The 20,076-nt window shown below is 62.5% G+C and carries 17 protein-coding genes and 1 tRNA gene; 8 read left to right on the top strand and 10 right to left on the bottom strand.

Going from position 1 to position 20,076, the window contains the following annotated elements; all coding sequences use genetic code 11:
* Window positions 1-166 precede the first annotated feature (166 nt).
* Complete coding sequence (gene glmS / locus QQL28_RS40330; RefSeq protein ID WP_284274642.1) at window positions 167-1,999, bottom strand: glutamine--fructose-6-phosphate transaminase (isomerizing); 1,833 nt, start codon at window positions 1,997-1,999, stop codon at window positions 167-169.
* A gap of 233 nt (window positions 2,000-2,232) precedes the next feature.
* On the opposite strand from glmS, the gene QQL28_RS40325 reads away from it, so the two are divergent.
* Window positions 2,233-2,451: a hypothetical protein gene (locus QQL28_RS40325; RefSeq protein ID WP_284274641.1), complete on the top strand. Its 219-nt coding sequence runs from the start codon at window positions 2,233-2,235 to the stop codon at window positions 2,449-2,451.
* Window positions 2,452-2,457: 6 nt separating this feature from the next.
* Here the strand turns inward: QQL28_RS40325 and glmU are convergent, their stop codons facing one another.
* Window positions 2,458-3,813: a bifunctional UDP-N-acetylglucosamine diphosphorylase/glucosamine-1-phosphate N-acetyltransferase GlmU gene (gene glmU, locus QQL28_RS40320; RefSeq protein ID WP_284274640.1), complete on the bottom strand. Its 1,356-nt coding sequence runs from the start codon at window positions 3,811-3,813 to the stop codon at window positions 2,458-2,460.
* 183 nt (window positions 3,814-3,996) lie between these two features.
* Here glmU and QQL28_RS40315 point away from each other — a divergent pair, with 183 nt between their 5' ends.
* Window positions 3,997-5,367, top strand: a complete 1,371-nt coding sequence (locus QQL28_RS40315; protein ID WP_284274639.1) for a hypothetical protein — start codon at window positions 3,997-3,999, stop codon at window positions 5,365-5,367.
* Window positions 5,368-5,464: 97 nt separating this feature from the next.
* Window positions 5,465-5,845 carry a hypothetical protein gene (locus QQL28_RS40310; RefSeq protein WP_284274638.1) on the top strand — a complete coding sequence of 127 codons (381 nt, stop codon included), beginning with the start codon at window positions 5,465-5,467 and terminating at the stop codon, window positions 5,843-5,845.
* Here the strand turns inward: QQL28_RS40310 and QQL28_RS40305 are convergent.
* On the bottom strand, window positions 5,805-7,364 hold the full coding sequence (locus QQL28_RS40305) for a glycoside hydrolase family 17 protein (protein WP_284274637.1): 1,560 nt from the start codon (window positions 7,362-7,364) through the stop codon (window positions 5,805-5,807). The two genes, QQL28_RS40310 and QQL28_RS40305, sit on opposite strands and share 41 nt — an antisense overlap.
* Before the next feature lie 336 nt (window positions 7,365-7,700).
* Between QQL28_RS40305 and QQL28_RS40300 the strand changes: the two genes are divergently transcribed.
* The 5 genes from QQL28_RS40300 (at window position 7,701) to QQL28_RS40280 (ending at window position 13,204) form a co-directional block, all read left to right on the top strand.
* Window positions 7,701-8,285: a beta-1-3, beta-1-6-glucan biosynthesis protein gene (locus tag QQL28_RS40300; protein ID WP_284274645.1), complete on the top strand. Its 585-nt coding sequence runs from the start codon at window positions 7,701-7,703 to the stop codon at window positions 8,283-8,285.
* Between the two features lie 230 nt (window positions 8,286-8,515).
* A complete protein-coding gene (locus QQL28_RS40295; protein WP_284274636.1) occupies window positions 8,516-11,185 on the top strand; it encodes a glycosyltransferase in 2,670 nt (889 codons plus the stop codon).
* A gap of 330 nt (window positions 11,186-11,515) precedes the next feature.
* A tRNA-Lys gene (locus QQL28_RS40290) sits at window positions 11,516-11,591 on the top strand.
* 350 nt (window positions 11,592-11,941) lie between these two features.
* A complete protein-coding gene (locus QQL28_RS40285) occupies window positions 11,942-12,334 on the top strand; it encodes a hypothetical protein (RefSeq protein WP_284274635.1) in 393 nt (130 codons plus the stop codon).
* Between the two features lie 21 nt (window positions 12,335-12,355).
* Window positions 12,356-13,204: a hypothetical protein gene (locus QQL28_RS40280; protein ID WP_284274634.1), complete on the top strand. Its 849-nt coding sequence runs from the start codon at window positions 12,356-12,358 to the stop codon at window positions 13,202-13,204.
* Here the strand turns inward: QQL28_RS40280 and QQL28_RS40275 are convergent.
* From QQL28_RS40275 to QQL28_RS40245, 7 genes are all read right to left on the bottom strand, one after another.
* Entirely contained in the window at window positions 13,201-13,893 is a 693-nt protein-coding gene (locus QQL28_RS40275; RefSeq protein ID WP_284274633.1) for a hypothetical protein, read from the bottom strand. The genes QQL28_RS40280 and QQL28_RS40275 overlap by 4 nt on opposite strands.
* On the bottom strand, window positions 13,884-14,633 hold the full coding sequence (locus tag QQL28_RS40270) for a terminase large subunit domain-containing protein (protein ID WP_284274632.1): 750 nt from the start codon (window positions 14,631-14,633) through the stop codon (window positions 13,884-13,886). Before QQL28_RS40270 ends, QQL28_RS40275 begins: the two co-directional genes overlap by 10 nt.
* Window positions 14,627-15,250, bottom strand: a complete 624-nt coding sequence (locus QQL28_RS40265; protein ID WP_284274631.1) for a hypothetical protein — start codon at window positions 15,248-15,250, stop codon at window positions 14,627-14,629. The genes QQL28_RS40270 and QQL28_RS40265 overlap by 7 nt, the downstream gene beginning before the upstream one ends.
* 1,140 nt (window positions 15,251-16,390) lie before the next feature.
* The gene (locus QQL28_RS40260) at window positions 16,391-18,418 is read right to left on the bottom strand and encodes an AAA family ATPase (protein ID WP_284274628.1); all 2,028 of its coding nucleotides are present in this window, start codon (window positions 18,416-18,418) and stop codon (window positions 16,391-16,393) included.
* Between the two features lie 310 nt (window positions 18,419-18,728).
* The gene (locus QQL28_RS40255) at window positions 18,729-18,929 is read right to left on the bottom strand and encodes a cold-shock protein (RefSeq protein WP_284274626.1); all 201 of its coding nucleotides are present in this window, start codon (window positions 18,927-18,929) and stop codon (window positions 18,729-18,731) included.
* Between the two features lie 56 nt (window positions 18,930-18,985).
* Entirely contained in the window at window positions 18,986-19,168 is a 183-nt protein-coding gene (locus QQL28_RS40250; protein WP_284274625.1) for a DNA-binding protein, read from the bottom strand.
* 223 nt (window positions 19,169-19,391) lie between these two features.
* Window positions 19,392-19,622, bottom strand: coding sequence for a hypothetical protein (locus tag QQL28_RS40245; RefSeq protein WP_284274622.1), 231 nt, complete (start codon window positions 19,620-19,622; stop codon window positions 19,392-19,394).
* Window positions 19,623-20,076: the final 454 nt, after the last annotated feature.

Here is a 20,076-nt window from a genome sequence, read left to right as displayed (position 1 = left end):
GCTTGCCGATCCCTGCAGCTACCGGCATTTTGTGCCCAATCCATCGGCATAACTTAGATTGCGCCACTCAACCCGGGCGTTTCGCGACAGAAACTAGCTAGGGTCTTCTAGCAGATTTTTGAAGGAGCAAGGCGACCGCGCCTGCTCCCTTCTGCGCCCGCCCTGCCTATTCGACGGTCACCGACTTAGCGAGATTGCGCGGCTGATCGACATCGGTGCCCATCACCACCGCCGTGTGGTACGCCAAAAGTTGCACGGGGACGGCATACACCATCGGCGTGAAGGCAGACGCCATGTCGGGCATAACGATGGTGACGAGCGAATCCACCGTCGCCTCGGCGGCGCCCTTGGCGTCCGTCATCAGGATGATGTTGCCGCCACGGGCAGCGACTTCCTGCATGTTGGAGACGGTCTTCTCGAACACGCGATCGTGGGGCGCAATGACGACGACCGGCATGGTCTCGTCGATCAGCGCGATCGGCCCGTGCTTGAGCTCGCCGGCAGCGTAGCCCTCGGCGTGGATGTAGGAGATCTCCTTCAGCTTCAGCGCGCCTTCGAGCGCAAGTGGGAAGCTGGTGCCGCGGCCGAGATAGAGCACGTCGCGCGACTTGGCGATCCGGTGCGCAAGCTTTTCGATCTGGAGCTCGGTGGTGAGCGCGTCCGCCATCAGGCGCGGGACTTCGACGAGCCCGTGCACCAGCTTGGTCTCGTCCTCCTCGGACAATTCGCCGCGCGCCTTGCCGGCCGCGACCGCGAGCGAGGCGAGCACCATCAGCTGGCAGGTGAAGGCTTTTGTGGAGGCGACGCCGATCTCGGGACCGGCGAGCGTCTGGAGCACCGTCTCGCTCTCGCGCGCGATCGTCGAGGTCGGGACGTTGACCACGGCGAGCGTGTGCGCGCCTTCGGCCTTGGCGTAGCGGAGCGCGGCGAGCGTGTCGGCGGTCTCGCCCGACTGCGAGATGAAGATCGCGAGATCCCCCTTGCGCAAGGGAGATTCGCGGTAGCGGAACTCGGAGGCGACGTCGACCTCGACCGGCAGGCGCGCCATGCGCTCGAACCAGTATTTTGCGACATAGCCGGCGTAGCTCGCCGTGCCGCACGCGGTGATGGTGACGCGCTGGATATCCTTGAAGTCGAACGGCAGCTTCACCGGCAGCGACACGCGCTCGGAGGCCATGTCGACATAGCGCGCCAGCGTATGACCGACGACCTCGGGCTGCTCGTGGATCTCCTTCGCCATGAAGTGGCGGTAGTTGGCCTTGTCGACCAGCGAGGTCGAGGCCGCATGCTTGATCTTGTCGCGCTGGACGGCGCGGCCGTCCTTGTCGAAGACGGCAACGCTGCTCCGGGTCAGGACGACCCAGTCGCCGTCCTCGAGATAGCTGATCGTGTCGGTGAACGGGCCGAGCGCGATCGCGTCCGAGCCCAGGAACATCTCGCCTTCGCCGTAGCCGATCGCGAGAGGCGGGCCGTTGCGCGCGCCGATCATCAGGTCGCCCTCGCCCGCGAAGATGAAGCCGAGCGCGAACGCGCCCCGCAGCCGGCTCAAGGCGAGCTTCACTGCCTCGACCGGCTTGCTGCCCCGCGTGAGCAGATCGTCGACCAGATGCAGCACGATTTCGGTGTCGGTCTCGGTACGGAACACCGTGCCCTTCCCTTCGAGCTCCTCGCGCAGCTCGCGGAAATTCTCGATGATACCGTTATGGACCACCGCGACGCGCTCGGTGGCGTGCGGATGGGCATTGTGCTCGGTCGGCTTGCCGTGGGTGGCCCAGCGGGTGTGACCGATTCCGGTCGTCCCGTTCAGCGGCTTGTCACGCAGCCGCGCCTCGAGGTTCTTCAGCTTGCCTTCGGCGCGGCGGCGCTCCAGGTGATCGTGATCGCCTTCGAGTGTGGCAACACCCGCGGAGTCGTAGCCGCGATATTCAAGCCGCTTGAGCGAATCCACCAATTGCTCTGCAACCGGTTCGCGCCCGAGAATGCCGACAATCCCGCACATGCGGATCAATATCCCCCAAATCGTCGAAAAATCATCAAAACGACGCGCGCAGTTTTTAACGAGTTCCGGAAGCTTTGAGGAACTCAATAATTATTGCGGATTGCGACAGCACCGAATGCACGCAAGGATAACGCGGCGATCCGTCGCCATCGGATTCGCTCACCTTTAATCGCGCGCATTAACAAACTGTCAATAGATTTGGCCAACGATTCTCCCCCTTGGAGATCAAGGCCATGAAGCGCTCGTCCGACCGCAAAGGTCTTTCCTCGATGTACGTGCACGCCAGCGAAACCGCTGGCACGCACCTGGCGCATTGGCCGCCGCCGCAACGCGGCAAGGAAAGCAGGCCCGTGTTCGTCAAGCACCAGGCCGGCGAACCCGCAAAGCGCGCCAAGCCGCGCGGCTGGCGCCTGACCCGCGCGATCTTCTCGGAATTCGCCGAGGACGAATAGCGCCGCTCACTTCTCCGGCTTCTTGCCGCCCGTCTTCATCTCGCGATAGCGCGCGGCGCCCCCTTCGCGAATGGTCTGCTGATTGCGCTCCAGCGCCATCGCATCGTCAGGCACGTCTTTGGTGATGACCGAGCCCGAGCCGATATAGGCGCCGTTGCCGATCTTGACGGGGGCGACCAGCGAGGAGTTGGTGCCGACGAAGGCGCCCTTCCCGATCAGCGTCTTGTGCTTCTTGAAGCCGTCATAGTTGCACGTGATGGTGCCGGCACCGATGTTGGAATTGGCACCCACGGTCGCATCCCCGATGTAGGAGAGATGGTTGACCTTGACTCCCGCTTCCAGCGTTGCGGCCTTGGTCTCCACGAAATTGCCGATGCGGGCGCCGTCGCCGAGCGAGGTGCCGGGCCGCAGACGCGCGTAGGGGCCGATGGAGACGTTCTTGCCGAGAGACGTCTCGACGATGTGCGAGAAGGAGTGGATCACCGTTCCGTCGGCGATCGAGACGCCCGGACCGATCACCACGAAGGGCTCGATCGTCACGTCCTTGCCGAACGTCGTGTCGGCGGCGAGATAGACGGTTTCCGGCGCAATCAGCGTGACGCCGGCGTCCATCGCCGCTCTTCGCAGCCGCGCCTGCATCACGCCTTCTGCTTCCGCAAGCTGCGCCTTGGTGTTGATGCCGCGCACCTCGTCTTCGCTGGTCTCGATCACCACGGCCTCCCATCCCTGTTCGCGGACGATGCCGACCGCGTCGGTCAGATAATATTCGCCCTTGGAGTTCGCATTGCCGATCTTGTCGAGGATCGCCAGCGCGTGGCGCCCGTCCAGCGCCATCACGCCGGCATTGCACAGCGTGATCTTGCGCTCTTCGGGGCTCGCATCCGCCTGCTCGCGGATCGCAACCAGACGATCGCCCTCGACAATGAACCGGCCGTAGCCCGTCGGATCGGCGGCACGAAAGCCGAGCGCGGCAAGCGCAGCGCCCTTGGCGAGCGGCGCGCGCAGCCGCTCGAACGTTTCGGCCGAGATCAGCGGCGTGTCGCCGAACGCAATCAGAAGGTCATCGGCACCGCGCGCGATCGCCTCGCGCGCCGCGAGCACCGCATGCGCGGTGCCGAGCCGCGTGTCCTGCACGAAGGTGAGCGCGTCGGGCCGGATGCGCCGCGCTTCATCCGCAACGGCTGCATGGTCGGGCCCGATCACCACCGCAAGCGACGTGCCGGTTCCATGTGGCGCGGCCGCGAGCACATGGGCGAGCAGCGACTGCCCCGCCACCGGATGCAGCACTTTCGGCTGGCTCGATCGCATGCGTGTGCCTTCGCCGGCGGCGAGCACGATCGTGAGGCTGGAGCGGGCGGTCATCGATATCCCCGGTGATTCCCGTGTCGGCCGAATCGCTTCCGATCGGCGCTAGCTGCTTTACGCATCGTCATAGAGGCGTTTTGCTACCCCCGCAAACGGCCGGAATTCAAGTGCATCCCGCTTTTCCTGTTAATGTTCCCTGATTGATTCGGGGAAGCTCGACGGGCTGGGCGCTTAACAATCATGGCAAAGGATTCCGACCCACTGGCCGGCGTCTTCGAGACCAAGGAATCCGGCGGCCTTCTCGCCGGCCTCCTGGCCGAGGAGAACGAGTTCGATCGCCGCATGATGTGGCGGCTCGGCTCGTGGGGCGTCGGGGCCGTCGGCGCCGTGGTGATCGCCGTGATGGCCAGCCAGGCGCAGCTCGGATGGCGCCGCGACCAGGTCGCAGCCGCCGATCTCGCGCGCCAGGCCGACCGGCTCCAGTTGATGACAAGGGAAAGCCAGAGCGAAGCCCGGAGGCTGGCGTCAGCGATCGAGACGCTCAACACCGATCGCGACCGGCTCTATTCGCGCGTGACGGTTTTGGAGCAAGGGCTCGATTCCGTCACCGGCGCGATCGCAAAGCAGACTGCCACGCCGCCGCAGGCGTCCGCCGCGAAGGCGCAGGAGACGCAAGCGGCCACCGCGCAGCCGACGCCCTCGCCGTCACCCGTTGCGCCCAGCGTCGCGCCGGTCGCCTCGACGCCTGCATCAAGCGACAAGCCGCGCGCGGACGCCGCCAAAGAGCAAGCCAAGGAACAAGTAAAGGAGCAGGCCAAGGAGCAAGCCGCTCCGCCGCCGCAGACCGCAGCGGCAGCATCGCTTGTTCCGCAGTCGTCAGCAGCGCCGACGGGACTTCCGACGATGCCGCTGGTCGCGTCCAAGTCGATCATGGCGCCGCCCGATGCAGCCGCATCGAAACTGGTTCAGCCGGAGAACACGGAGAAGGCCGAGAAGACGGACAAGGCTGACAAGCCGAAGGCGGATGCCGCACCGGCGACCGAGGTGGCCGCAGCGACCCCCACCGAGCCTGAAGCCGCCGAGAGCGAAGCACCGGCACCGGCGATCGCCGTTCAGCAGACCCGGTTTGCCGTGGATCTCGGCAGCGCCAACTCGATCGGCGGCTTGCGTGCATTGTGGCAAGGACTGATCAAATCCAATCCGGAGATCGCCAACCTCCGCCCGATCATCATGATCCGGGAGAGCAAGACCGGCGCCGGCATGCAGCTGCGCCTCGGCGCGGGTCCGCTTGTGAATGCGGCCGCCGCTGCCAAGATCTGCGCCGGCCTCACCGAGAACGAACGGGCTTGCGAGACCACCGTGTTCGACGGCCAGCGGCTGTCGATGCGCGGCGGCCAGGACGCGTCGCCGCAGCAGGCCTCTCCCCAGGCCGAGACGCCGCCGGCCACAGCCAAGCCCGAGAAGCCGCAGCACCGGCGAAGCTACTCCTCCAGGCGCGCCAAACGCGAGGAGCCGCCGCCACCGCCTCCACCGCCACCTGCGACGCCGCCCAAGCAGGAGACGACGGCCGCCTCGACCATATCCTCGTTCTTCAGCCGCAACAAAAACTGAAGTCAGATCAAACCATTACCGCAAGAACCTGAGGCGAGCTCACAAGGCCTTCGCCTTGCCTGTTGCCCGCATCCGCCTTCCCGACCATATTGGCCCCATGAAGAAGAAACCGTTCCGCCTCACGCCCTACCAGGTGCAGTTCCTGCTCGTGGTCGGCTTCGTCACCGTCGGCTATGCGATCTACCTGCGCTATTTCGCCATCGAGTTCTCGCAAGTCTCGCTTGCCTGCGATGCCGGCCTGCAAACGGTGATGTGCAAGGCGCGCGCGACCGCGACCGTGCTGTTCAAGAACTCGGTTTTCGGCATCGTCGCGCTGGTGATCGCGACGCTGAACCTGATGCGGCCCTCGATCGTGCTGTTGACGCTGGGCGTGGTCGCCGCAGGCCTCGGCATCGTGCTCTACAACATCGCGTTGTCGGGGATCGCGATCGGGCTGCTTATCCTGGGCTTTGCGCGGCCCGCGCCCGCCACAGCGTAAGCGCGAGCAGCAGATACATCGCGCAGGTCCACAGCGACTGCCAATTGTCGCGACCCTCGTTGATCAGCACGTAGGCCGCCGACAGCGCCAAGAGGCCGGCAAAGACCGACTCCGCGATCGGACGTGCGCCGGTCTGCGGGCGGTTCAGCATCAGAAGCGCAAACGGCACCACGGCCATGGTCAGCGAGGCAAACGGAAAATCGCGGTAGCGCGGGTCGAACACGAAACCGAGCGCAGTCTCGGCTGCGATCACGGCGGTCACCGCAAGCGTCAGCCCAAGCGCCGCGGTGAGCTTCGACCATTTGCGCTCCTCACGGGGACCCAGGATATCGAGGAAAGTCGGCAGCCCCCGTCCCGACACCAGCGCCTGCGCGCAGAAGATCGGCGACAGCACGCCGGCCGCAAGCAGCGCACCCCATTGCAGCCAGCCACCCCAGCCGTAGCTCTCGTAATACATCTTGTCGGCGGCGATCCCGAACAGCATGCCGGCTGATGTCGCCGAGATGCCGACGCCGAGCCAGGCCGAGAAGCGCGGCGTCCAAGGCCGGCGGCGTAACGTCAGGCCCGCGACCGCGAACACCAGCACGCTGACGGCCATGCCGGCGCCAATGTACCATTTCCAGAGCGGGAAATTGCTGATCGGCTCGCCCGGAGGGTATTTCAGGGCGCGCCGGACGGAATCAAACAGGCCCCAATAGCCGCCCATGGTGCCCTCGATCTGGCGTTTCCACGGCTGGTCATAGGCCTCGATCAGGTTGACGCGAAATCCCTGCTCCTTGGCCAGGCCCAGGATCTCCGACACAACCCGCGCCTGATTGGTGCGCGAGGGCAGCGCGCCTTCGCGCATGCGCCCTTGGCTAGGCCAGCCGGTCTCGCCGATCAGGATCTCCTTGCCGGGGAACGCCACCGCCATGCGCTGGCGGATCTGGTTGACGTGGGACGCCGCGAACTTCGCGCGGATCGGAAAGTCCTCCCAAAAGGGCAGGATGTGGATCGTGACGAAGTCGACGGCGTCGTAGACCTCGCGATTCTTCAGCCAGTATTCCCAGACGTCGGCATAGGTCACGGGAACGGTAACCTGAGCCTTTACCGAGCGGATGATGGCCACGAGATCGGCCGTGGTCATCTCGCCGCGCAGCAGCACCTCGTTGCCGACCACGAGCGAGGTGATGGTGTCGGGGAATTCCTTGCTCAGGCGGACCGCGGTCGCGACCTGGGAGAAGTTCTTGGAGCGGTTGCTGCCGAGCCAGATGCCCTGGATCACCTTCAGCCCGCCGACCTTGGTAGCGATCGCGGGCACCTGGTCGAGCCCGTTCTCGATCGAATAGGTGCGGACGCAGTCGGTGATCTCCTTGAGCTGCCGCAGGTCCTGCTCGAGCTGGGCGGCCTCGATATGGGTCGAGGGGTCGAGCGGCGTCTGGTCGCCGCGGAACGGCGCGTAGGAGACGCATTGCAGCTTGGAACTGGGATCGATGGGCGCGCGCGCGAGCGTGATCGGCGTGGCCAGCCACCACCACACGGCAGCAATCGCACCCAACGATATGAGCAATAGCGCCAGTGGCGTACGAAGAGAAATCGGTTCCGTCCTCCGCGAAGGGTCCGTCGATTACCTGCTTGTAGGCCGTCTGCCAAGGGGGGCCAGTACGGCCAGGCGGCAATTGCACCCGCCATCCCGCATGTTTCGCCTGCGGCGCTTCGACCGGCGCATAGGATGGTGACTTTGCTGGACAAAATTCGAAATACCAGTCAATGGATTTCGCGGGACTTTTCCGCCGCATTGGAGACCCATTTGGACGGCATCACACCGCGCGTCCTTGGCGTTCTCGCGCGGGCGGCCAGAGAGATCGGGGAATTTATGCGGCGACGGGTGCTTGAGTTGACGAATGCGGTCCTGCGGCATGTTGCCGTCCCCTCCCTTATCGTTCTGCTCGGCCTGTCAAGCGCACTCGCCCAGAGTGGCGGTCCCGCCGCCCAGGACCAAGGCAAGCCGGCCGCAAACGCACCGGCCGATGCCGCCAAGGATGCCAGCCAGAACCAGCGCCGGACCGACGAGTTCGCCGAGGCCGCGCAGGCCATCAACGGCCCGGCCGGAAACCCCGAATGCGTCTGGCTCGGACGCCGCGTGGTGCGGCTGATGTGGCGGGACGACCTCGATACCGCGTTCCGCCATCTCGATCTCTATGACCGCTTCGGCTGCCCCGGCGGCCACATCCAGGCGGCGTTCCGCTGCCTGACCCGCTTTGGCGGCCAGATCGATCCCAAGGTCGCCGAGACCCTGGACAGCCGCGTGCACGCCTGCTGGATCAATCCGGCGGCGCAGCCCCAGCAGGCCGCAGCCGCCGCGTCCCAGCCGCCGGCGCCGACGACCGGCACCTCGCCGCAGCCGGCCGCAAGCCCTGCGCCCGCCGCGAGCCCCTCGCCCGCCGCCCCCCAGAAATAGCCGCGATCACTTCACCCGCCGTTCAGGAACGATGGGCGATACCGGCGATTGGCACTGCGCGTGCTTTTCAGATCGTCGGTGCCCTCAAAAGGCCATGCCGCTAAACGACACGGCGTCATGACAGTTGTGAAAAGGCGTGGCAGAGGTATCTTCCGTTTGCCGCGGACTCGGTCGGATCTCGGGGTCGGATCCGCTTCCCTGCCATCTCAGCCCCATTTGGTTTAGCCGCGATGCGTGCCGTCGTCGCCGTTCTGTTGCTCGTGTCCGCGCTTCACGCCGGCCTGTGGGGAATCCTGCGCGACAAGGAGCCCGCGCCGGACTTCAAGGGCCTGTTGCCGAGCGTGTCCTATGCGCCGTTCGAGGGAGCGGCCCATCCCGACATCGACAACCTCCCGACGGTCGAGAAAATCCGCGCCGATCTGAAGACGCTGTCGACGATGACGCGCGCCATCCGCCTGTATTCGTCCACGGGCGGCGTGGAGCTGGTGCCGCCGATCGCGGCGGAGTTCGGCCTCAAGGTCATGGTCGGCGCCTGGATCGACAAGAACGACGAGCGCAACAAGCGGGAGATCGAGGCCGCCATCAACCTCGCCCGCAAGAACAGCAACGTGATCGGCGTCGTCGTCGGCAACGAGGTGATCTACCGCGGCGAGCAGAAGGTCGAAGACTTGATCGACATGATCAAGAAGGTCAGGAGCGCGGTCCGCGTGCCCGTCACGACCGGCGAGATCTGGAACACCTGGCGCGACAATCCGGACCTTGCCTCCAACGTCGACTTCATCGCCGCTCACGTGCTGCCGTATTGGGAAAATTTCCGCTCGGACCAGGCGGTGGATCAGGCCGTCGACCGCTACAACCTGTTGCGCAACCTGTTCCCCGGCAAGCGCATCGTGATCGCCGAATTCGGCTGGCCGAGCGCGGGGTACAATTTGCGCAACGCCGACCCCGGTCCGTTCCAGCAGGCGCTGACGCTGCGCAACTTCGTCAGCCGCGCCGAAGCCCTCGGCATGGAGTACAACATCGTCGAGGCGATCGATCAGCCCTGGAAATTCTTCGAAGGCGGCGTCGGTCCGTATTGGGGCATCCTCAACGCCAGCCGCGAGCCGAAGTTTTCGTGGACCGGCCCGGTCGAGAACCCCGACTATTGGAAGCTGATGACGATCGCGCTGCTCGTCGGCATCCTTCTGTCCCTGCCGATCCTGCGGCTTGAGCAGCCCACCGCCAGGCAGGCATTCCTGCTGTCGGCGACGGCGAACGGCGTCGGCGCCTGGGTCGCGACCGTGTTCGCCTATTGGAACGGGCACTATTTCCTGTTCGGCTCGGCCTTCGCGCTGACGCTCGGCATGATCCTCCTGGTTCCGCTCGTCCTCATCGCGATGGCGCGGATCGAGGAGATCGCCGCGGTCGCCTTCGGCCGGCCGCCGCGCCGGCTGCTGGCCAAGGACAAGCCGGTCGAAGGCGTGCCGGACAACTACTTCCCGAAAGTCTCGATCCACATCCCCGCCTATTACGAGCCGGTCGACATGCTCAAGCAGACGCTTGATGCGCTGGCCCGGCTGAACTACCCGAACTACGAGTGCGTGGTCATCATCAACAACACGCCCGACCCCGCCTTCTGGCAGCCGATCCAGGATCACTGCCGTGCGCTGGGCGAACGCTTCAAGTTCATCAACGCCGAGAAGGTGCAGGGCTTCAAGGCCGGTGCGCTGCGCATCGCCATGGACCGCACCGCTGTTGATGCGGAGATCATCGGTATCCTCGATGCCGACTATGTCGTCGATCCCGACTGGCTGAAGGATCTGGTGCCGGCCTTCGCCGATCCGCGCGTCGGCCTCGTGCAGGCGCCGCAGGATCACCGCGACGAAGATTTGTCGATCATGCACTACATCATGAACGGCGAATATGCCGGGTTCTTCGACATCGGCATGGTCCAGCGCAACGAATTCAACGCCGTCATCGTGCACGGCACGATGTGCCTGATCCGCCGCGCCGCCATGGACATGGCCGGCGGCTGGTCGAGCGACACGATCTGCGAGGACAGCGACCTCGGCCTTGCGATCCAGGAGCTCGGCTGGACCACGCACTATACCCGCTACCGCTACGGCCAGGGCCTGCTCCCCGACACCTACGAGGCCTTCAAGAAGCAGCGTCACCGCTGGGCCTATGGCGGCTTCCAGATCGTGAAGAAGCACTGGCGGCGCTTCCTGCCCGGCGCGAGCCGCCTGACACAGGACCAGAAACGCGAATATGGCCTGGGCTGGCTGAACTGGCTGGGTGCGGAAAGCCTCGGCGTCGTCGTTGCCCTCCTCAACCTCGTCTGGGTGCCGATCGTCGCCTTCGCCGACATCGCGATCCCCGACAAGATTTTGACGCTGCCGATCATCGCCGCCTTCGTCGTCTCGCTCGCGCACTTCCTGTCGATGTACCGCCTGCGCGTCGCGGTGAAGCCGGGCCAGATGCTGGGCGCCATGATCGCGGCGATGAGCGTGCAGTGGACGGTGTCGCGCGCGGTGGCGCAGGGATTGATCACCGAGCACCTCGCCTTTGCCCGCACCTCCAAGGGCGGCCTGTCGCGGATGTCGATCGAGTTCCAGGCGTTCTGGGAAGCGGTGATCGGCGCGCTGCTGCTGATCGGTGCCGGCGTGCTCGTCGCCTCCAACAGCTTCCGGCAGATCACCGAGATCTACATCTTCGCCGGCGTCCTGGTGCTGCAAAGCCTGCCGTTCCTGGCGGCGGTCGCGATCGCCATCCTGGAGCTCAGCCGCATCAACTCCTTCCAGTTCTGGCGCGACAGCGCCGTGCGCGCCGCCGAGCTGATCGGCCTGCGCCCGGTCGCGCTGCCGAGCCCCGCCGGTTCCTCCCAACCGGTCGCAAGCGAGGTCCGCCGCGAGGCGAACTAACCGCCCCGGGGCCGGCTGGAGCGTGGGTCGAGGGCCCTGTCATGAACCGGCTCGTTCTTCGGCGTGGATGATGTCCGGCCGGCAGGATGAAAATCCCGCCCTAAACGCCGGAAACGCCGCGGGAATCCCCGCCCCTACCGCGATCCTCGGCGACCGCGCGCGCTATTGACCTGCGCGGCCGCTCCCCCTACACAGCGCGGGCCGAAAGCATGATCCGGAAACAGCCTGCCGGTTTTCCCTGCGACGCGCGCGTTACGTTGCGGCAAGACATGCTTCTCGAATGTCCGAAGACGATGGCGACTGATTAGCGAAGCCATCAAGCGGCCATGGGAGCGCGTAGCTCAGCCGGTAGAGCACGTGACTTTTAATCACGGGGTCCTGGGTTCGAGCCCCAGCGCGCTCACCAAGCAAGATCAAAGACTTAGCTGAAATTTCGCCTCTAACTTTTGCTCCGATTTGGCTCGGGGCCACATCGTGGGCCACAACCGATGAAAGACGAGCTAGAAAAAATCGATCCGCTAAAGAAAATCGAGCAAGCCATCAAACGCCCGCTTCGCGAAGGGGAACGCGCTCGAATAGGTGGCCTAGTCCTAGCAGATCAGTGGCCACGTGACCGACGGAAGCGTCGACGTGCCTGGCGAAAGGCGCTGAAGGAAGCCCAAGCCGACAAGCCCTAAACCACCGGCGGATATCGTCGACCGGCGTGTTTCCGTTGTGGGCAACCTGCGATAGCGTAGGGGCTTTCCGGGGGCTCACGTGATCGTATTGATAATCTGGTTTGTCCTGACGCTCGTCGTGGCTGGGGCTGCGGAAGCTCGCGGCCGAAATGCGTTTGGATGGTTTGTGATCGCCTTTTTCCTCTCGCCGTTGATCGGGATTTTGCTGCTTCTGGTTTTCCCTAATTTGAAGCAGCAGAGGTTGTTGGAAGCCGCCGTCGCGCAGCGGGGACCGCCTCCTCTTCCAAAAGCGAGTTTTCTCGGAAGGTCTGACAGGGTGACGATTGATCGGACGCCACGACCATTTGAACCCGACGGCGTGTTCGCCGGAGTGCCGTACAAGGTAGCCGACGACGGATCGATTCACGCGATCATGCAAGGCGCGCTCGTCCGCTTTCAGGACTTCGACAGATTCACCGGATCGCTGAGTTGAGCGGTTCCCGCGAGAACATTAATGATTGAAACTGACCGACGGGAATCGGCTCGGCGCTATCTAGACGCGGCGGAAGGTTGGCTCCGTCGCGTCATCGAAATGAAACTGACGAAACAGTTTGGGGCAAACTATTTAGCTGCCGACGAAGCCGGCGGATGTCGCGCGATATCCAAAGATATCCGGCGGCAAATAGGTGGTCGATTTGAAACAGATCGGTCACGATTCTCGCGCCTAATCGATGCTGCCGACCTAGGTCACGCGATAACAATCGCACTGCATCCAGAGCTTTACCCTGGGAATTTTCGCGACGCTCTGCTAGGGGCCTTTCCGGACGGCCCCGCCGAAGCGAGGACGTTTCTTAGCCGGCTCGAGGAGATTCGAAACAAACTTGCTCATGGTGGCACGTGCAGCGATCGGGACCATGAACGCGCCGTTTGCTACTCAAACGACCTCATCGATTCGATCAAGCAACACTTCAAAGAGCAAAACATGGAACGGGAATTCAATGTTCCAACGTTCGTTCGCGTCGTCGACAATCGCGGAAACGAATTCCATCTAACGCACGATCCCAACCGACAAATGCATTTTTTTGACTTGCGCCGACAAGGAAACGGCGACCTATATGTGGGTGACGAACTCGTGCTTGAAGCTGAGGTCGATCCCAATTTTACTGGCTACACGCTCGATTGGTTCACTTTTAATGGAGATCATGGTCAAGGTCTCCCGATGAGACTGCAGATCGGTATGAAGCACGTGGGACTTCAATTTATTGTTCGTCTCAACGTCCGATCTTCCGAACCATGGCACCGGCTTCACAACGGAATCGACGATAGCATTGAGCTTCACTACCGCGTTCTTCCTCCGACCTAGATCAGCGAAAGCGGTTCGACTATCGTCAACGGCCCCTGCGTCGCCATCCAAAGCGTGATGGCAACAGACAGCACCAAGTCATCATGCGCGCCGACACGCGCAGTGTAGGTCGTGCGGCCGGCCTCCGAGATCTTCCGTTTGAAGTCCTTCAACTCGTCTTTCAAAGCCGCGGCATCGTTCACGGCAACGCCGATACGCAGTTCGCCTGCATGTGAGTGCGCCTCGAGGTTTGAAATTAGCAGCCCCTTGGGCACATGCCAGGTATTGGCGCCGTGCTGCGTCGCCTCGAGCCCGGCGGTGATGGTGATGCGGTTCGGCCGCAATCCCGCAGCATCGAACATGTCGCCGACTGGCCGGCCGACACCGGTCTCGTCAATGACCAATTTGGGTTTAAGCAAATTCAGGGGCGGTCGAGCGAGCAGATCGGCGACGCGCTGAATTTGCTGCGGGTAGGACATGCCGAGCGGCAACCGCTCCAAATGGCGCACATCAAAATACTCGGTGCGTTCCTGTCGCGTCGTCCTGGTCGTTTCGTTTCGTGTCCACTTATCGAGCGGGATCACCCGATGATTTAGGACGCAAATCGCCGTCGGGTCGGTGCTCTGCCCGAGGTCAACGCCGACATACCAGCGGTCAACCGCTCTCGCTTCGATGCGGCGCCAATCGGCAACCCTCGTAATCACGTCCATAGCGGCAGAACCTCGTTCGTGAACATGGAATCGATGATGGCCGTCGAAAACGCTGCATCCTCCGTGTCGACGAATGCCAGTTCGTATTCCTGCGCGTAGCGGGTCGGGCCCAGCTCGCGGAGCTGTTCGGCCAGGAATTCTTTCGAGATGCGCGGGCAGTCCGTCGCCGGCACCCGGAAGCGCCGCCAACTGTCGTCGCCGCTGTGCCACTGCTCATAGAACCACCCTCGTTTGCCGTTGGGGGTGCTTAGGGCGATCAGTTGGCCGTTTGAGACTGCCAGCATCGGGCGAAGCGCCTGGATCAGATCGTCATCCGCGAACGCCGCCTCGTCGACAATGACCAGGGCCGGCGCCGATAGGCCGCGGATCGTCTTGGCATCGCCAGGTAGCGCCAGGATGCGGGAGCCGTTGGCGAACTCCAGCTTAAGCACGCTGTCGCCTGGTAGCTCAGGAGCACCATCCATACGGCTATGGCACTCCCGCACCTTGCGAAGCATTTCACCCGATTGCCGCTGCGCGGGCGCGCCGATCAGCACCAACGAATTGGGGACGTGGCAAGCTGTCTCGAGCGCCACAACGGCCGTGGTGGTGGTCTTGCCGGATTGGCGGGAGCAGCAGAGCAGCGCTTTCCGGGGCCGGTCACGCAGTAGATCTTGCTGCCACGGATCCGGCTCGATGCCGCAGTCACGGGCAAACAGGACGGGGTCGAGCGACCGGGCCATGTCACGGGCCATCAGCATGGCAGCGAAACCGGACAGGGTGGCAGTGGCTTGGCGTCAATGACCAACGGCGGCTTGCCGGCGCGCTGCGTGATGTCCTTGGCCGCGTCGCTTTCCAGTTTGTACAAGACCGCAGCCACGGCGCGCGCGGCCTCCGGATAGGGTCGGAGCGCGGTCACGATCGCCTGGCGCGTGGCCAGGTAGTCGGCGCTGATATGCAGCGACGTCGAGCGCACGTCGTGCCGCTGCACGATCATGCCCAACAGCTTGCCGACCAGAGCCAGGTTGGCCGTAATGGCACCCTCCGCGCTGATCGCCGCCTTGATGTCCCCGAAGTCGATGGCGGTTGCCACATGCTGTTGCAGGCGCGCGCGCTGGTGCACGAGCTGCGACAGCAAGCCTTCCTGCTCGCTCGCCTGCAGCGCCTCCAGATCAATGGTGGTGGGCTGTTGTGCGGTCAGGATGGCCGCGCGCATGGCGGGGCTGACGTGGTTGGCCGCGTGGCGCCCCACCGCATCGGCGCTCACGTTGAAGCGACGGGCGAGCGCGTTGTGCGCGATACCGTGCGCCAGGCCGATTTCGATTTGATGCCGGTGTTTGGAATTGCAGACGGTACACTTCGGGCCGGTCTTGCCCATTACTCACTCACTGACTTAGTGCGATTTGGTGACGCGAGTTGCGCCATGTGGCCCTCAAGTGGCCCGAACCGATCGACGTTCAAATCATGCCACAAAAATACTTAAAAATCAACGTCTTGAGAATTTGACCACGTGATTAAAGATGATGAAGCGCGGTGAAATCGGTTGAAAGAAGCGCGGCAAGGTCGAAGAAGCGGCGCGGATTGAATAGCGCGCTCGAGCGCTTGAATGGACTTGACGCTGCTCACTACTTCGCTGTTGAGTTGCATCCTTACTTTATTTGCTACCAGTTTAAGGATGTCCCATGAATGGAATTGGATTTCGTCGCGCGTTGCTAACCACCCTTTGCCTGATGGTCTTATCGGGCGGGGTCGACGCCCGAACGAGAACGCCTCGGACCGGATTTACTCTAGACTGCGACACTACGCTTAAAGTGTGCAAAACTGGAATAATCGAAGTGCATGCTGATGACTTCCACCTTCCGCCAACGACGGCGGAGTGGGTCTTTAAACCGCCCGTCGGCGTGACGCTCGATGACGGAAAAAAGGGAGGAGTTGAATTGGAAGCAGGCGGCGCTGAGCATTATGTTACAGCGCTAGGTGCGGGTCCATCCTGGCTAAAGTGTAAATGGTTCGCGAGGAAAAAGCCCGGCGGGGATAATGGCCTTGCAAAGGGATACTGCTGGGCTTCGATGAAGTAGTACGGTGTGGGATGCGGGGCACGTGGGGCACAAGCCCATATTTGAGACGTACGCACGTTATACGTATAGACGGTCCATATATGAGGAAGTGCCCCACGTGCCCCAAGTCACCGAGGCATTGGCAACGGTGGTAATTGCGAAGCCACGTACGCCGTGACGCATAGTTTCGAGGAATTGTTTAGGGTGCCAACGTGCTCTCTCGCCCTCTTTTCCAGTTTACTCCCAAGCTGGCGACGATCACCGTCACAGCGTCACACCCTAGGGATATGGATGTGACGTGACGGCCATGGCGGGGACGTAAACGTCCCCCCGCGCCATTATGGTTCGTCACACGAAACGTCACAGCATGCCAACTGGTAAGTGCCCAATACTCAAGCGCTTTTCCGATTTTCGTCACATCGTCACAGCCCGTCACATCGTCACCTGTGACGGCTGCAATTTCATGTTGATTCCTTCGAAAATCCGGGCGCTGCCGTCACAGCGCTGTGACGGTCCAAATCGTTCAATTCCCGCTCGCCTTTTTGGGTGATTTTCCAGCTATCGCGGTGCTCGGCGACGAGCTTTTGATTGACCAGTGTCTTAAGCGCGCGCTGCACCCGCATCTTGTTCGGCCGGTTGTCCCGCCCATACGTCCAGGCGAGCGCCGTCGCAAAATCGGCCAGGGAGCCACCGGGGTGCTTTTCGAGAGCGCGCAGCATCTCATCCTGATCACTACGGGTCTGGGCCGCCAATTTAGCCCGCGCAGCATCGTCGATCGGGCGCGCCACGATCGTGGGAATGGGCCGGCCTTTCGCGTCCCGCAGCTTCGGGTGATGCACCTCATCCAGTTCAAACATCAGAGGCGGAAATTGAGGGCCGCGGAATTTACCTTGGACTTCCAGCCCCACGGCCCTATCCACTTTCCGGCACCCAATGTTGCCGTCGAGTTCCGCCAGCAGCGCCCCGCCGCCTCGCGGCGTAAGGTCGTCATCTGCCGCCCGCTTCGTCGGATGGCACAACAGCACGACGCACGGGCCACCAGGCAACTCGGTCAGCGTCCGTACTGTCAGGGCGTGCGCGACTGCTTGAGTGTTGCTGTTCTCGTCCTCGGCGCCCGAATACGCAGCAGACGTGTCGACAACGACCATTGCTGGCTCAATGCCCATTTCAAGCACTTCCGCCCGGATTTGTTCAGCGATCTCGCCCAGCGGGCAGCGTCTGGTGATGAAATGCACGTCGACCGTATCGGGATCGATTCCCATCGCCTTGGTTACGCCTAACCAGCGCATTTGCACGTCAACGGGGTTTTCGCCAGCAAGATAGACCACTGTGCCGCGGGCAACCTCGATGTTGCCGAGCGAACGACCGGTGGCGACGTGCGCGGATAGGCGCATCGCCACGGCTGTCTTACCTTCGCCCGTCCGCGCAGTGATTGCGTAAAAAAAACGCCGCTGCAAGATCCCGTCTATGACGTATTCTGGCGCCACAAAATCGGCGATGAAGGCAGCACTAGACTTGATCAGCCTGGCGGGAGGTTCGTGCCACTCACACGGCCCCGGCAACGGCGCGCCAGGGAGAAGCGGAACAAGCGGTGGAGAAGGCAGCACCAGTTTGCCGTTGAGCACATCCACGGTATCGCCGAACATCCAATCGATGTCTCGGTCCAAGTACCAATGCAGCGTGCGGTCACCTTCGGAATATTCGGCAGGGAATTTGTCCCAGCGGCGTGCGGCCTGATCCACATCGTGGCTCATGCGCTGAAACAATTCGATGCCGTCGTCGCCGAAATGCAGTTTCAGCGCGGCGCCGAGCATCGTCCAGTCTAGTTGGGACAATGCTGTAGGATCATCCTTCCACTCTCCCGCAACCTTGCGATCTATCCAACGCGCAACGCGGTCGTAATTAAACCCGTCGAGCGCGGGCGCGGTGTTGGTGCGTTCCGCACGCTTCGGCCAGGCCGGGCGCAGTATCTCGCCGTCGTAGAGCGCTTCATTACCCAACCACACATAATCGCCGGCTTTCTTGTGGGGTTCATTTTTCGGGTTGGCAAAATTGCTCGGCGGGCACATTGCGTTGCCGCTACCCACGATCAAATCACCCCAACCGGTGTCCTTTTCTCGCAAGGTCGTCAATCCCGTGGCGTCACCGAGACGAAAATAGGTATGCGTACCGCCCGAGGGGCTGCGCACGTGCGGCGCCGGGATTGCGTAGCCAGTGACCCGGCGAAACCATTCTTCGGCGATTTCTTCCTTGCCAGCTTCAATGTCGAGCACCGCGATCCGCGACGCCCCCGGATGTAAGCCGATGTTGCGGCCACCGGTCAGCCAGCCACGCCAAGCGGTCGAATCCGACGAATGAAGATGCTGCCAGCCCTTGCCGACCGGGTGCTTGTCGCCAGTGTGCACCTCGTGCAGCGCTAGCCCGTGCCGCTCGGCAAACCCGAGAAAATTGGTTGCGATTTCCAGATTGTTAGTGTACGAATTGTGCATTGATTTGCGGCCTCCAACGCCGCGGTCACGAAGATTACAAGCCCCGGCGCGTGCCACCGCGTTCGGGGTTTTCTTTTGTCAGCGCCTCAATTGCGGCGGCGGGGGATATTTCGGCGGTAACTTCTTTGCTGACCAGGGGAGCGGATGGCTTCGGCAGAATTCGAGCCATTCAAGATTTTCGACCAGCTCCTTACAGCGCGTCCGCCATGCCGTCGGCTCGACCAGAATTTCGGTGCGATATCTCTCGACGTGCTCCCGGAGCAGCGTGTAGGCGTGCTCGCAAGCTTTATTGATTTCTGTGCCGTTCACGTCAGACCATCCGAACGTTCGCGGCCTGCGGCTTGCCGGTCCGCGAGCTGATCTCGATTTCGAAGCCGACATGCGATCCCACTTCGAGCGCGTCGGTACCGTGCGGGAGTGCCGTGACGTGGCAAAACACGTCGTGTCCGTCAGTTGCGATGAAGCCAAAGCCACGCTCGGCGTTCCACTTTTTAACTTGTCCGATCTTCATTTCCGATTTCCTTTGGTGGGAATTGCAATTACGCGCAGGCTGCCACCAGGCGATGGCTACGCGGCTGTTTCGAACATTGAGAAGAAGATGCGGGGCTTAAATGCCCATCGGCCGGCGACCTTTTGCGCGCCGGCAAGTTGCCCTCGCTCGAGCATTGCGAACGTGGCCTTTTCGCCCTTGCCGATCACCTGAGCGATCGCGCGGGCGCCCCAAACGACTTCTGGCTGATTGCTGTGCATCTGCGAGACTCCGATTGAGTGCTCGCTTTGCATGGATGCTAGGGCGAGCACAGATGTGTGCTGAACGCTCCCGCGCATCCCGCGCTTCGACTTTCACAGACCCGTTAAGGCATCCCGCCTCGTAGTGCCGTCCCGGCAACGGTTCCGCTATTCGTCTGGAAACAGCGGCATTCTACAGCGCTCTAACTAAAATTTGCCTAACGTCTTCGACGCCCCGCGCTATTCAGCCAGGACAGATCGCACGCGGCCATCGGCCGGGATAGCTGGCGATCGACCGGATCTGGCCCGCGGGAATACCGAGCGCGAACAATGCGGCCACAAGCTCAAGCTGGCTGCCGCCATGTGCGAACGTCTCCACGGCATCCTCATATGTATCCAGATCGGTGAGACTGCGTAGCGCGACGACGTCGGGATATTCGGCGCGGATCGTTTGAATGAATGCCTGGCTGTCCATGTGATGCTGCCCGCTTTGGCCGAAAATCGACCATGAAGAGATTTCATCACCTTAGACGTTCATCGTCAAGCAAAATTCGGATTTATGGAAATTGTCAACATAAGTATTGATTGTCAAAACGATCACCCGCTTCGCAACAGGTAACGCGCTTAACCTTGAAACCTTAGGTTAATTGTAGTGCTGACTTGCCGGCTATATCGACCGCCTCTAAGGAGGCGATTGTCGCACAGAGGGGTTCGGGCTGGAACCACGATTTCAATTGCGCGACGCGGACCACCGGCATTGTCGAAAGTCCCGGCGGGTCCATTATTTTGCAAGAAGGGCAATGCTCGACCGCCCACACAAAGAACACGACGACGATCAGCGTACAAGCGCCTTCGAAATGATGGGCGTGGGCTGCTTTGCCGTCGCAGCGGTCGTTGCCACGATAGGATGGTTTGCTACGCTCTGCTGG

It is taken from the genome of Bradyrhizobium iriomotense (genome assembly GCF_030160715.1).
Classification (GTDB): Bacteria; Pseudomonadota; Alphaproteobacteria; order Rhizobiales; family Xanthobacteraceae; genus Bradyrhizobium; species Bradyrhizobium iriomotense.
This window is presented reverse-complemented; position numbering and strand designations above follow the sequence as displayed.